This window comes from Pseudonocardia sp. T1-2H, assembly GCF_038039215.1.
Classification (GTDB): domain Bacteria; phylum Actinomycetota; class Actinomycetes; order Mycobacteriales; family Pseudonocardiaceae; genus Pseudonocardia.
On record NZ_JBBPCL010000001.1, the window covers coordinates 1849972 to 1862902 of the forward strand.

16 protein-coding genes are annotated in these 12931 nt (G+C 71.0%); 8 read left to right on the top strand and 8 right to left on the bottom strand.

The genetic code is table 11. The annotated features are described in order from the left end of the window. Positions 1–137: 137 nt before the first annotated feature. Complete coding sequence (locus WBK50_RS09250) at positions 138–602, bottom strand: cupin domain-containing protein (RefSeq protein ID WP_341335194.1); 465 nt, start codon at positions 600–602, stop codon at positions 138–140. A gap of 297 nt (positions 603–899) precedes the next feature. Between WBK50_RS09250 and WBK50_RS09255 the strand changes: the two genes are divergently transcribed. From WBK50_RS09255 to WBK50_RS09270, 4 genes are all read left to right on the top strand, one after another. After that, positions 900–1076 carry a hypothetical protein gene (locus WBK50_RS09255; RefSeq protein ID WP_341335195.1) on the top strand — a complete coding sequence of 59 codons (177 nt, stop codon included), beginning with the start codon at positions 900–902 and terminating at the stop codon, positions 1074–1076. Next, positions 1073–1411, top strand: a complete 339-nt coding sequence (locus WBK50_RS09260) for a hypothetical protein (RefSeq protein ID WP_297498454.1) — start codon at positions 1073–1075, stop codon at positions 1409–1411. The genes WBK50_RS09255 and WBK50_RS09260 overlap by 4 nt, the downstream gene beginning before the upstream one ends. Positions 1412–2210: 799 nt before the next feature. After that, positions 2211–3374 carry a permease gene (locus WBK50_RS09265; RefSeq protein ID WP_341335196.1) on the top strand — a complete coding sequence of 388 codons (1164 nt, stop codon included), beginning with the start codon at positions 2211–2213 and terminating at the stop codon, positions 3372–3374. Between the two features lie 201 nt (positions 3375–3575). Further along, complete coding sequence (locus WBK50_RS09270) at positions 3576–4217, top strand: DUF305 domain-containing protein (protein ID WP_341335197.1); 642 nt, start codon at positions 3576–3578, stop codon at positions 4215–4217. A 230-nt stretch (positions 4218–4447) separates the two neighbouring features. On the opposite strand, the gene WBK50_RS09275 is transcribed toward WBK50_RS09270, so the two are convergent. The 7 genes from WBK50_RS09275 to WBK50_RS09305 form a co-directional block, all read right to left on the bottom strand. Beyond that, positions 4448–5932: a multicopper oxidase family protein gene (locus WBK50_RS09275; RefSeq protein ID WP_341335198.1), complete on the bottom strand. Its 1485-nt coding sequence runs from the start codon at positions 5930–5932 to the stop codon at positions 4448–4450. Beyond that, positions 5929–6144, bottom strand: a complete 216-nt coding sequence (locus WBK50_RS09280; protein WP_341335199.1) for an SHOCT domain-containing protein — start codon at positions 6142–6144, stop codon at positions 5929–5931. The genes WBK50_RS09275 and WBK50_RS09280 overlap by 4 nt, the downstream gene beginning before the upstream one ends. An 85-nt stretch (positions 6145–6229) precedes the next feature. Continuing rightward, positions 6230–6631, bottom strand: coding sequence for a DUF302 domain-containing protein (locus WBK50_RS09285; RefSeq protein WP_341335200.1), 402 nt, complete (start codon positions 6629–6631; stop codon positions 6230–6232). A 285-nt stretch (positions 6632–6916) separates the two neighbouring features. After that, positions 6917–7156: an SHOCT domain-containing protein gene (locus tag WBK50_RS09290; protein WP_341335201.1), complete on the bottom strand. Its 240-nt coding sequence runs from the start codon at positions 7154–7156 to the stop codon at positions 6917–6919. A gap of 20 nt (positions 7157–7176) precedes the next feature. Continuing rightward, the gene (locus WBK50_RS09295) at positions 7177–7464 is read right to left on the bottom strand and encodes a hypothetical protein (protein ID WP_341335202.1); all 288 of its coding nucleotides are present in this window, start codon (positions 7462–7464) and stop codon (positions 7177–7179) included. Between the two features lie 594 nt (positions 7465–8058). Then, positions 8059–9087 (bottom strand): site-specific integrase, encoded by a 1029-nt coding sequence (locus WBK50_RS09300; RefSeq protein WP_341335203.1) that lies wholly within the window; start codon positions 9085–9087, stop codon positions 8059–8061. Next, entirely contained in the window at positions 9084–10109 is a 1026-nt protein-coding gene (locus tag WBK50_RS09305; RefSeq protein ID WP_341335204.1) for a hypothetical protein, read from the bottom strand. Before WBK50_RS09305 ends, WBK50_RS09300 begins: the two co-directional genes overlap by 4 nt. Before the next feature lie 288 nt (positions 10110–10397). Between WBK50_RS09305 and WBK50_RS09310 the strand changes: the two genes are divergently transcribed. The 4 genes from WBK50_RS09310 (at position 10398) to WBK50_RS09325 (ending at position 12880) form a co-directional block, all read left to right on the top strand. Beyond that, complete coding sequence (locus WBK50_RS09310; RefSeq protein WP_341335205.1) at positions 10398–10676, top strand: AbrB/MazE/SpoVT family DNA-binding domain-containing protein; 279 nt, start codon at positions 10398–10400, stop codon at positions 10674–10676. After that, positions 10673–11062: a type II toxin-antitoxin system VapC family toxin gene (locus WBK50_RS09315; protein WP_341335206.1), complete on the top strand. Its 390-nt coding sequence runs from the start codon at positions 10673–10675 to the stop codon at positions 11060–11062. Before WBK50_RS09310 ends, WBK50_RS09315 begins: the two co-directional genes overlap by 4 nt. A 471-nt stretch (positions 11063–11533) precedes the next feature. Beyond that, positions 11534–12241: an IS630 family transposase gene (locus tag WBK50_RS09320; protein ID WP_445942237.1), complete on the top strand. Its 708-nt coding sequence runs from the start codon at positions 11534–11536 to the stop codon at positions 12239–12241. A 147-nt stretch (positions 12242–12388) separates the two neighbouring features. Next, positions 12389–12880: a hypothetical protein gene (locus tag WBK50_RS09325; protein ID WP_341335208.1), complete on the top strand. Its 492-nt coding sequence runs from the start codon at positions 12389–12391 to the stop codon at positions 12878–12880. The last annotated feature ends 51 nt before the right edge of the window (positions 12881–12931 follow it).

Here is a 12931-nt window from a genome sequence, read left to right on the forward strand (position 1 = left end):
AGCCTCGACCAGAACGACCCACCATCGAGCGGCGTGGGCGGCGCCCGATTCACCCTCCGGCTCCCGACCTGTCCCTGACCCCGAGTGTGATTCCGCATTCCGCCGGACCTGACCACATCGGCCTGCCGGCCGCCGAGTCAACCGCGGTAGGGCTCGGTGGCGTAACGGCTCATGAGGTCGAGGACGACGGCCGGGTCGAGGCTGTCGGGTCCGGGGCGTAGAGCACTGAGCTCGCGGAAGTAGTCGATGTAACGGTCCGGGGTGAAGGTGGCCGGCTCGTCGGCGTCGGGGTTTGCGAAGGTGCGCGGGACGCCGATGGGCGCGGTGAGCAGACCTCCTGCGGGCACGTCGGCATGCCCGGTGCCGGAGGTGAAGCGCACGGTCCCGGAGACCACGAAGAAGGTTTCGACGTGCTCGCGTTGGATGTGCTGAGGCGGCCCGGTGGTCGCCGGGGCCAGGACGTTCTCGGTGAGCCCGAGGCGGTGGCCGGTGTTGGTGCCGTTCTCGAGTATGCGGATGCGAATCGGCCCGTCGAGGACCACCTCACCGTTGCGGCCGCGGGCCCGGGCCGCGGCAAGGCCGTCCATCGTCCGTTCGGACATGAGGGCGTGTTCGAAAACTCCGCGATCAAGCCGCGGGTCTGGAAGAACATCCGCCGACCGCAGTGGAGGTATCGATGCCCTGGTCGAGCACGACCAGGTCCACGCCGCGGGCCTGGCCGGTGGCTGCGCGGCTGATCGACCTGTGTCAGACAATGTGAGACGCTGTGTTACGTGGTGGACGATCTGTGGTGACGCGACGCGGACGCCGACTACATCCGGCGGCGGGCTGACCGCTATCCCGGCGCGAGGAACATCGAGCCGGAGTGGACGCTCGACGCAGCAGCCGATCCGTGGCGGATGGTGCGCGATCCGGACCCGAAGGGCCGTAGCGGCGCCATCCGGATCATCGGCTACTCGCCCACCGCCGGGTTCGTCATCACGGTCATCGCGACCGGTGGAGCCCATGCCGGGGTGACGGCGTGGAAGAGCAGCGGGGCGGATCTTCGGGACTATGAGGGGCAGGGCAGATCATGACCGAGGGTGGGATCAACGACCGAGCCGATGATGCGGCGGTCGAGGCCGAGGTGCGGGCGGTCCGCGAGGAGTACGCCGACGAGGAGGCTGAGGCCGCCGAGATCGAGGCGGCCGAGAACGCGGCGGCGCTGGATGTGCCGTTGTCGCTGCGCATCACCAGGGAGCTGGACAGCGAGTTGCGGCGGCGGGCCGCGGCCGAGCAGATCCCGACCTCGGCGCTGGTGCGCCGGCTGCTGTACAGCGCTGTGCACGGGCGCAATGCCCCCGTGCTCACCGTCGAGCAGGTCGAACAGATCGCCCGCCGCGTAGCGCAGGAGACGGCTGCAGGTCGGTGAGACCCGTTCACGCTTCCAGACCAGAGCAAATGCAGAGCGGATTACCTAGACGGTGAGTCCGGTCGAAGGTGGGGGCCCGGCAAGGCGGTAGGGCCGGTGGCTCCAGCCCCATCAGCTCACCGGCCAGCAGCGGGGGTGGGCCAGCCCACGCTACGTCACCGGCAAGGCGCCGGATGTGAACAACCTCGAGCACCAGTTCGGTGTGCAGGTGGTCGCGCCCACCTACTGATCGGCCGCGAGCTGCGATACGTGGCCCACATCCCGCCGGCGACCAGGGCCCAGCCCCTGCCCGACGGCGCCTGACCGGCGGCTACTGCGCCAAGAAGTGGGTGGTCACTGGGCCTGCCCCGCCAGCCGGCACCGACCTGCGCGGAGGGTTCCCCCTCAGCTGGGACCGTAGAGGATCGATGTCGGCCACGGCGCCGGATGGCGTCGGTCACCGGCTCACCGTCCACCCAGACGCGACCCGCGGCGAGCATCTCGTCGAACCGCTCCAGGTGAGACCCATCGCGATCACCCGGTCCATCGCCGGGCCCCGGCTCCGGGTCTGGTCCGGTGAGCCGCGACATCAGGGCGGCACCGCGCTTAGCGGTACCCCTAGCGGGTATCTCCAGGTGATGGCGCCGGAGAGCCCGGAGGCGAGCTTCGTGGCACTGGTGGGAGGGACCAGGCAAGCCCGGTCGACAGCCATCCTTGCCTTGACCCGACCCTCACACTCGCGCTCGGCAACGCCGCCGGACCCGAAGGGCCCCACAGAGGTATGCGGCTGGTGGGCGAGGGGGTTCAGGGAGGTGGTGTCATGGCGGTGCTGAGCGGGATCGGCCACGCCCTGGCGGTGGCTGGGAGCATGACCTGGCAGATCATCTGGTCACTGATCCTCGGGTTCACGCTCTCGGCGATGATCGAGGCGCTGGTGCCCAAGTCCACGATCTCGCGGCTGCTGCCGGATGACCGGCCGCGGAGCTTGGCCACCGCGGCGGTGCTCGGGGCGGCCTCGAGTTCCTGCTCCTACGCCGCGGTCGCGCTTGCCCGAGCCCTGTTCCGCAAGGGCGCCAACTTCACCGCGGCGATGGCGTTCGAGATCGCCTCCACCAATCTGGTCATCGAGCTCGGGCTGATCCTCGCGCTGCTGCTGGGCTGGCAGTTCACCCTGGCCGAGTTCGTCGGCGGACCGGTGATGATCATTGTGATTGCGTTGCTGTTCCGGCGGTTGTTGACCCGGCGGTTGCTCGACGAGGCGCGCCGGCAGGCCGAGCGCGGCCTGGCCGGGTCGATGGAGGGCCACGCCGCTATGGACATGAGCGTCGGCGGTACGGGCAGCTTCTGGCGGCGCCTGGCCAGCCCGGCCGGATTTACCGCGGTGGCCAACAACTTCGTCATGGAGTGGGCGGCGGTCCTGCGCGACGTGGTGATCGGGCTGCTCATCGCCGGCGCCGCCGGCGCCTGGATCCCGGACAGCTTCTGGCAGCACCTGTTCCTCACAGACCACCCCCTCGCCGCGAAGATCTGGGGACCGATCATCGGTCCGCTCGTCGCGGTGGTGACCTTCGTCTGCTCGATCGGGAACGTGCCGCTCGCCGCGGTGCTGTGGAACGGCGGCATCAGCTTCGGCGGGGTTATCTCCTTCATCTTCGCCGACCTGATCATCATTCCGATCCTGCTGATCTACCGGAAGTACTACGGCGGCCGGATGGCGCTGTTTCTGTTCGGCACCTTCTACGTGGCCATGGTCGCCGCCGGGTACATCATCGAGCTGGTGTTCACCCCGCTCGGGCTGGTCCCGACCGGTCCTCGGCACGCGAACACCGGGCAGGACGGGGTCGTCTGGAACTACACCACCTGGCTCAACATCGTCTTCCTCGCCCTGGCCGCAGTCCTGGTCTACCGGTTCATCCGGACCGGCGGACTGCCCATGCTACGGATGATGGGCGGCGGTCCCGACCACTCCGGGCACGGGCACTGACGAGACCCGCCCAGGGCGCGCCCTTGGGACCCTCCCATGCGTTCGCCAGTGGTGAGGTCCACCTGGCGTCCCCGGCGGCTGACCAGCTCATTGGTCCCCGGCCACCGCCCCGGCGGACCGCGCTGCGACGGCGCTGATCCCGTGCGATGCGCTCGGGTCGGGTCCGGTGCCGCGGCGGGACCGGGTCGCGTAGGCATCGGCATGCTCGTGGCCGCGCTCTCGGCCGTTGTCCTCGCCGGCTGCGGCAACCCCGCGAGCCCGGCGGCCCCGAACGCCACGCCGACCACGACCGCGGCGGCCCCGGCGGCGAGCACGGTGCACAACGCCGCCGACGTGGCCTTCGTCCAAGCCATGATCCCGCACCACGCCCAGGCCATCGCGATGTCGCAGTTCGCCGAGCAGCGCGCCACCTCACCACAGGTCAAGCAGCTGGCCACGCAGATCTCCCAGGCCCAGGGCCCGGAGATCGCCCAGATGCAGGCCATGCTGCAGAGCTGGGGCTTGCCGGCCCAGCCGACCAGCTCCGCCGGCACCAGCGGCACGACCGGGATGAATGGCATGAACGGCGGCAGCACCAGCGCCACGCCTGGTGCGTCCGGAACGTCGGGGATGCCGGGGATGATGTCGGATCAGCAGATGCAGCAGCTCAGCGCTGCCACCGGGACTGCCTTCGACCGGATGTTCCTGCAGATGATGATCCAGCACCACACCGGCGCCGTCGACATGTCCCAGACCGAACTCCGCGACGGCCAGAACCCCGACGCCAAGGCACTCGCCCAGAAGATCATCGACGCGCAGCGGGCCGAGATCACCCAGATGCAGCAGCTCCTGACGACCATCTGAACACCCCGGGGGTGGGTCCGGCCCCTCGCCGAACCCACCCCCGGTCTCCGGCCCGCTCAGCCCCTCGGGATCGGCCCGCGCGGCCGGGCGGCAGCGAGGCCACCAACCCGCCGGCATCTCGCCCACCGCCGCCAGCGGGGCGGGCACCCGAGTGCACGACGGCGCCACGGTCACCGAGCAGTAGGTGCGCGCTGCAACGTCTGCGGCCGCAGCCCCGCACCGAAGCCGAGCTATGCGCGGACGTTGATCGTGCTCATCATGCCGGCGTCTTCGTGGTCGAGGATGTGGCAGTGGTAGACGCTGCGCCCGGGATTGGCGGTGAACGGGATCCGCAGCCGCACCCAGCCCTGCGCCGGGACGAGCACGACGCCCTGGTGGGTGCCGGTCGGTGGGGTGCCGATGCTGTCGGCGACCACGGTGAACGGCCAGACGTGCAGGTGGAACGGATGGGCCAGCGGGCTGAGGTTGGTGATGGTCCATTCCTCGGTCCTGCCGAACTGCACGGTCTGGTCGTCGCGTCGGGGGTCGAAGGTGCGGCCGTCGATGGTGAAGCCCATCCCGCCCGGGCCCATACCCCCGCCGGTGCCCATGCCCATGGCGAAGGTGATCCGCCGGCGGGTGGTGATCGGTGCCGTGTTCGGTGTCGGGGCCGGCAGCGAGGCCGGTAGCGGCGGCGGCTGCCGGGGTGGCCCGTCGACGGTGAGGGTGGCCAGGGTGGAAGCCGGGCTGGTGGCGGTCTGGCCCCTTCGGCCCATTCCTGTCATTCCTGCGGTGCTGCCGCGGTCGTAGCCGTCGGTGGTGAGCTGGAAACGCCCGGCCGTGTCCGGCCGGATGAGCAGGTCGGTGCGGTTGCCGGGGGCGAGCACGAGGCGGTCCGTGCTGGCGGGGGCGGGCAGGAACGCGCCGTCGAGCGCGACTTGGGCCAGTGGCTGGCCGGGCAGCCGCAGCGCCAGGACCCGGGAGGTGCAGCCGTTGATGATCCGCCACCGCTCCATCGATCCGGTGCTGGCGGCGATGGTGGGCTGGTGTTGGCCGTTGACCAGCACCAGCTCGCCCTGCCTGCCCATCATCCGGTCCATCGGCCCGGCCGCGGCGATCCGGCCGTCGGCGTCGAGGGTGGTGTCGGTGACGACCAGGACCCGGTCGGCGGTGACGGGCAGCTCCGGGCCGCGGTCGACCAGCAGCGCCCCGGCCAGCCCGCCGAAGACCTGGTCGGCCACCGTGCCGTGGTGATGCGGGTGATACCAGTGGGTGCCGGCCGGATGGTCCGGTGGAATCCGGAACAGGTAGTCGAACGAGGCGCCGGGATCGATCCGCAGGAACGGGTTGTCGGAGTTGCCCAGCGGCGAGATCTGCAGGTCGTGGGTGTGCAGGTTGGTCGGCTGGTCGAGCCGGTTGGTCACCCGGACGGCGAGGTCGTCACCTGGGCGCACGCGCAGCGTCGGCCCCGGCGAGGTGCCGTTGTAGCCCAGCGCCGAGGTATCCCGCCCGGCGAGGCGCGCGCCTGCGGCGGCGGTCAGCGCCACCGCGAGGCGCCCGGCGCGGGCGTCCAGGATCTGCGGTTCGCGCAGCGCCTCACCGCTGGCCCCGGCATGGAAGGGGCCGCCCGGGTTCTGCGCGGTGGCCAGCCAGCCGGCCGTCCCGGCCGCGATGCTGGCCACACCCAGCCCGGCAAGCCCCAGCGCACGGCGGCGGCTGATCGGAGCCGGACTCACGACAGCCCGTCCCGGCGGCGGCGATACTCCTGCTCGTCGATCTCCCCGCGCGCGAAGCGCTCGTCCAGGCTCCGCCGAGCCGAGACGGACCCAGCGGGTGTCCGCGTACGGCCCTGGAAGGTCCGCACGCCGACGTAGCCGAGCAGCCCCAGCCCGATCAGCACGAGCGCCGGCCAGATCCAGAGCCATCCCATCATCGCCCCACCCAGCACCCCGCCCACCTCCGTCAGGCCCGCTGCTGTCCCCGGCGCGGGCCCACTGCGGGGTGGTGGGCTCGATGCGGGCCGGGCGCGGCGCTCACCGCGGCGCCTGCCCCAGCTCGTCGAGTGCGGCCTGCAGGCGGCGTGCGGCCTCGTCGGCGACCGGCTGCAGCTCGGCGCGCCCGGGCACGGTGACCATGATCTGCGGGTCGAGGGCCTGCACCAGCGTGGTTGCGTCACCGGTGGCGCGCACGACGACGTTGCAGGGCAGGAGCAGTCCGATCTCCCGTTCGACCTCCAGCGCCTGGCGGGCGAGTTGGGGGTTGCAGGCGCCCAAGATGACGTAGGGCTCCATCTCCTGTCCCAGCTTGTTCTTCATCGTGGCCTGCACGTCGATCTCGGTGAGAGTGCCGAAGCCTTGGGCCTGCAGGGCCTGCTTGACCGCTCCGACCACCTCCCCGTAGGGCAGGTCGACGGTGATGCTACGGGCGTAGTCCATGCGGTCCTTCCTCTCGATCGTCGTGGTTACCCGGAAGACCGCCGGGTAGCCGCGCCAGGCGGGCTACCACCGGGTGAGCCAGACGACCCAACAGCGCCCCACAACTGCGGCCGACCAGGCCATCGCAAGCGGTAGGGACGGATTCGTCGATGGGACCGGTGCACCCGGGGTTAAACAGGACCCGAGGACCCGGGGTAGGGCAGCGTGCCAAGCCTGCCGGCCCCGCAGCGGGCCCTGTGCCGCCCAGAATCAGGCGTTGGCCCGCGGCCCCGGATCAGACGAGCTTCAGGGCTCGACATACGGTCGGGAGCGGCCCCGCAGCGCGTCGAGGCGCTGGTGGTACTCCTGCTCGTCGATCTCGCCACGGGCGAACCGCTCGGCCAGCACCTGTTCCGGGGTGGGCCGGGCGGCCGTTGACCGGTCGCTGCGCCCCAGGTACCGGACCAGGGCGATCACCCCGAAAATGATCAGGCCCCAGAACAGCACCATGCTGACGCTCATCAGGCCGTAACCCCAACCGCCCATCCCGGGGCCATACCACCACATCATGTCGGACCTCTCTTCTGTTCGGCAGAGAGCCGCGGTGACCGCCGGCCGTGCTTACGGCCTGCCGCGCCGTGAGTCGCGGTCCCTCGTGGAGCGCCCGGGTGCATCGCGGCGGTCCTCGCGCCCGCCCCACCACGCATGCCCGTCATCGTGAAGATCATCATCAGCGGGCGGGCCAGCACGCCGGCAAGCACCAGCGGACTCCAGACCGGCACACCGACAGCCAGCGCCCCGACCATCAGGAGCGGCGCGGCCCGGACGTAGAACCGCAGATACTGGCGCTTCATGACAGGGCCTCCCCGGCTGGCTGGCACCGATCCTGGCCCGCGGCCGGGCGGCGAGACAGCGGCCGATGGCCATGGCCGAACACACCGGAAGTCCCGCCCGCCGAGGGGCCGATGGATCCCCTGAGCTAGTGCTGGTTGGCGGTGCATGGCGGACATGAGTTGGGCGCATCCGTTCCTCGCCCCGATTTCGATCACGACCTCGTGAGGCACCCCGAGACCCACCCGATGCCGAACCACGTCGAGCACCTCGGCCGGTGGGACGCCGAACCCTAGCTGGGGGCCAGCGCCGCTAGTCGCCTTTCTTGGGGGCCCGCGCAGGGGTCGTCTGGAACAAACTCGCAGCGATCTCGGACGGCCGGTCGACGGAACGGGTTGGAGGCGTCCCAGGACCCGTTCAGCGACGTCATACGAGTGCAGGTCGTGCGGGTTGGTGTCAGCGCCCCTAACCGGCAAGGACGACCGCTCGCCCCTCGCGGACGGCAAGCACCATCCGCCACTCCAGCACCGGACGGCGCCCCATCAGGAGCCCGCCGTCCGCAGCGCGGCGGCGTCCCAGCAGGGCGATGAACTCCCGAGCCGCCTTCGGGTTGGGCGCTACAGCCCGAGCTGGGTGGCCGCGTTGTCCTGCCAGGCCGTCTCGAGCCGGACGTAGGCGCCGAGGGTGGCCAGGGAGCGGTGTCGGGTCTGGTGGGCGATCGCGCGGTCCGACGCGCCGCGCAGGTGGGCGTAGGTGACGAACCCGGCGCGCAGCGAGTGCGCGGAGAACGGGCCGCCCGGCAGCCCGGCCCGCGCGACGGCCGCCTGGACCAGGTCGTTGATCGACTCGGGGTGCAGGGCGCGGTCCAGGACCCGGTTGCCCCGGCTGATCTTGCGGAACACCGGCCCGTCGGCGATGCCGGCGGCGTCCAGCCAGGTCTGCACCGCGGTGACCGGGCAGTGCGCCCGGCGCCCGGCGCGGGGGAGCACGACGAGCTCGTGCTCCTCGCCGCGCTGGTTCGTCTTCGACCGCGGCAGGGTGAGGACCAGCCCGCGGTCGTGCGCGCTGATCTCCTCGACCCGCAGGTTCGCGAGCTCGGAGCGGCGCAGCGCGGCGAAGAACCCGACCAGCAGCAGTGCCCGGTCCCGGAGGCCGGCCAGGTCGGGTTCGGGCGGGCGGGTCTTCCAGACCTTGGTCTGCGGGCAGTGGTCGAGCACGTCGAACAGCGCCGGCGGCATCAGCGGGGCGGCCTGGTCGGGCGGGGCGCCGTGGGTGCGGCGGATGCCCTCCCAGACCGCGACCACCCGGGCGCCGGTGGTCGGGTCCGGCAGGTCGTGCAGCTGGTGGGCGAACCGGATCGAGGACAGCCGACGGCTCATCGTGCCGACCTTCGCCCCGGCCCGGGCCAGCTCGGTCAGGTAGGCCGAGATGGTGTCGGCGGCCGCGGGCAGCGGGTCGCGGGGCAGCCGGGTGCACCAGGCGGTGAACTCGGCCCAGTCGCTGCGGTAGCCGCGCAGGGTGTTCGGGGCGCGGGCGGCCTCGACGTAGGCGGCCTCGTCCTCGGAAAGCGGGAGCTCCGTGGCAAGCTCGAGCGGGTCGGCGTGGAGGCCTGGGACAGGCGGGCCGCCGCTCGGCTCGATGGTCATGCCGATTCCTCGGAGGCCTGGCGGGCGAGAAGCCGGTCGGTGAGCTCAATCGTGGCCAGGTACCACCAGAACACCCAGTCGCGGAAGGCCGGGTCGTAGTCGGTGTGCTGCTTGTCGTCGGCGTGGCGCAGGTCGAAGCGGTTCGCGATGTGGGCGAGCGCGTCCTCGTCCGCGGTGAACAAGGCGGTCTTCAGCAGCCGCTTGCGGCCTTCCAGGACCCGGTGCAGCGCGACGACGGCCGAGCGCTTGTCGTGCGTCGTGGCCTCGCGTCGGCGGAACAACGAGATGGCGTGCCGGACCTCGTCGGCGACGTTGGAGTCCGGCGAGGCGAGGGCCCGCTCGACCAGATCGCTGCGGGCCTCGTCGGTGACCAGCACCAGTCGACCGACGTCCGCTCCGGATCCGGCCAGCCGGAGTCCGACGCCGGCCCGCTCGAGGAGCCGGTTGATCCGCCAGCGGTAGAGCGCGCGCCCGGTGTCGGTGTTGAAGACGCTGTAGTGCCACCCGCAGCCGTCGTAGCTGTGGAAGTCGCGCTCGCGGGGGCGGACCGCGAGGTCGTGGAAGACCTCGATCAGCCCGTAGAAGGTGTCCTCGTCCCAGTTCTCCGGCTGCAGGGGCCAGAGCCCCGGGAGCCCGAGCCGGGCCTCCAGCACATCGGCCTCGTCGACCGACTCGGCGTCGACGCACTCCGGGGGCAGCTCGCGGCCGAAGAGCCCACCCTCGCGCAGCTCCTCGATCAGTCGCGCGAAGCGCCGACGCACCGAAGTCTCGTCCCCCGGTGCGTCCTGGGCGCGGCGGGCCCGCTGGCGGTCGGGCCAGTACGGCCGCGGCTCATGATGCTCGCGCAGATCGGGCAGACGCTCGAGGAGGGCGTCAAGGTAGCCCTCGCCGTCGAGCTCCTGGACGGCAAAGGGATCGGGTTCGGTGCCCCACGGGTCCCCGAAGGCCCGCCGGGTCTTGGTCGCCTGGCGGTAGTCGTCGGACGGGGTCTGCCCGAGGAAGGCCTCGTCGAGCAGGAACACGATCCGCTCGTCCTCGGTGGAGACTCGCGCGCCGGTCGGCCGGGTCCGGCGGAGCGCGGCGAGCTCGCGCGCGAGCAGGTCGCGGGGCCAGCGCAGCTCGTAGTCCGCGGAGCCGAAATCGGGGTCGGGAACGCGGGCGACCCTACCGGCTATTACCCGGGATTCCCTGCATTATCCCGGGTAATAGCGGGGCGGGGCGGACCCGCCCCGGCCGCGCCGCCGCACCCCGTGCGGCGCCGCCCCGTGCGGTGCCGCAGTGTCCGGCACCATGCCCAGCATGGTCGAGTCGTGACGGAACCGGAGCCGAATAGGCTGAGTGCCGACCTGGTGGTCAACCAGCAGGGCCGGGTGACGATCCCGGCGCAGATCCGCCGGGAGGCCGGGATCGAGGCCGGCACCCCGCTGGTGGTCTACGTCGAGGACGGCCGGGTCGTGCTGGAGACCCGGGAGCGGCTCGCCCAGCGGATCCGCCGCGAGATCGCCGACTCCTGGACCGGGGAGGGCTCGGTGGTCGACGAGCTGATCGCCGACCGCCGCGCCGAGGCCGCCCGCGAGGACCGGTCGTGACTGCGCCCGCGGCGCCGGCCCCGGTCGTGCTCGACACCTCCGCGGTGCTGGCCTGGCTGCGCGGCGAGCCCGGCGCCGCCGTGGTCGACCCGCTGCTCGGCGCCGCGGTGATGTCCGCGGCGAACTGGTCGGAGACCTGGCAGAAGCTGCACCAGCACGGCGTCGACGCCGACCGGGCCACCCGCCGGCTGCGCCTGCTCGGGGTCCGGGTCGAGCCGCTCACCGCGGCCGACGCGGTCACCGCCGCCCGGCTCCGCGACCGCACGCGCAACGCGGGCCTGTCCCTCGGGGACCGGTGCTGCCTGGCCCTCGCCGAGCGCGTGGGCTGTACCGCGGTCACCGCCGACACCGCCTGGCCCAGCTCCCCCTCGACGATCTCGCCCTGACCGTCCGACTCATCCGCTGAGCAGCACCCGTCCTCCAACTGTCTGCCGCGAACAAGGGCGCGCGATGGCCCAGGCTCCCGCGCCGGCCCCCGGTCGCGGTCCCCGGCCTCGACGACGAACTCGGCCCGGCGACCGGGCGAACTGGAGCCCGACCTCTCGCCGGGCCCCAGCCGTGCCCGGCCGACCCCACGGTCGGCCTGCGACCGGGGAGCGGACGAACAACGACCGCACGACGCGCTGCTGACAGCCACACCGCGCGAGACCCCGTCCAAGTACCCGTCCGCCGCAGTACGACACCTCGCCACGACACCTCGTCCTGCCGGCCGCGCTGAGCCGCAGCGGACCACCACCACCACGAAGGCTGTCCACGTGGCCGGCGACGGTCGTAGCCTGCGAACAGTGTCGAGCGGCATCAACGGACCGCCGGGCGAATACGGAACGCATCAGGCCCCAGTTCCCGGTAATGGGGCCATGCTGGAGGTGGGTCCAGTTCCCCTCTCACGGAGGTCTGGATCAAGGGGCGGCCAAGGGGGAGTTAGGTCCCCCGCGGTCGCCCCGCCTGCCGTTCCGCTATCGGGGTGGCGCCGCCGGGTCCTGGACCTCTACGACCACCCACCGACCGATAGCCGGGTGGTCTGCGTGGACGAGTTCGGACGGCTGAACCTGCAGCCCCGCACGGGCAAAGCCTGGCGGCCCCAGCGTCGGCCGCGCCGGCAGCGGGCCACCTACACCCGCACGGCCGGGGTGATGCACATGCTCGCCGCACTCGACCTGACCACCGGCAAGCTGTTCTATCGGATCGAAGACCGCAAACGCTGGATCGAGTTCCTCGACCCGCTCAAGGTCCTGCGCGCCCACTGGCTCGGCGAGAAGCTCTACGTGGTCTGCGACAACTTCTCCCCACACCGCCACGCCCGGGTCCGCTTGTGGTGCGCCGCGAACGCGGTCGAGTTGGTGTTCTTACCGACCTACGGCTCGTGGTTGAACTGGATCGAGGCCGAGTTCGCCGCGCTGCGCTACTTCGCCCGGGGCGGCACCGACCACCGCACGCACGAGGAGCAGAACGCCGCGATCGGCTCCTACGTCCGCTGGCGCAACGCCCGAGCCCAACCGAAGGTCAACTTCGCCGTCAACTCACCGATCCGGAGCTGGACAAGTTACCCGGCCAAAGCTGCGTGACAGACCACTAGAAAGGCTGAGCGGTACGAGCGTGCGATCTCATGGCGCCGGCTCGGTCACCAACTTAGCCGCTATAACAGATCTTGAATCTGCGCCATCGGCAGGTAACGACCGCGCGAGCAGGAGCGAGTTCACGAGGCAACTGGAATGAGCACCCGGATCTTACGCAGGAGGTACTTCGTGGCATCGATCATGAGATGGGTTCAGACAGGAGCAGTCGCTGCGACCGCGGCTCTCCTGCCGACGCTTATGCCAACGGCGGCCGCCGCCGCACCGCCCCCTAGGGGCGAAACGACTACGCTTACTTTTCCTAGCGGTGAGCTGTGCGCCTTCCCGGTTAAGATCGTCGTGAATGACGCCACGAAGCTTCACTCTGGTCCAGGGGCTGTCTTCAGCACTGGCACGTTGACGGCAACGATAACCAATGACGCCACAGGGAAAAAGCAGACCTTCAATGTCTCGGGCCCGACGTTCAAAAACGGGACGCTCACTGGTCCCGCGTTGGTCCTGCAGCCAGCGTCTGCCGGACTTGGGCCAGCCTTCCTAATTGTGAATAAGGGTCGCGTAACATTCACGGAGAACAACACAATCGCGACCATCACGGGCAATACAACGGATGTGTGTGCGGTTCTTGCCTGAGCTGGTAGACGAAGTCGCGGACGCGCCTCCGCGTGTACGTGGGCATTCTAA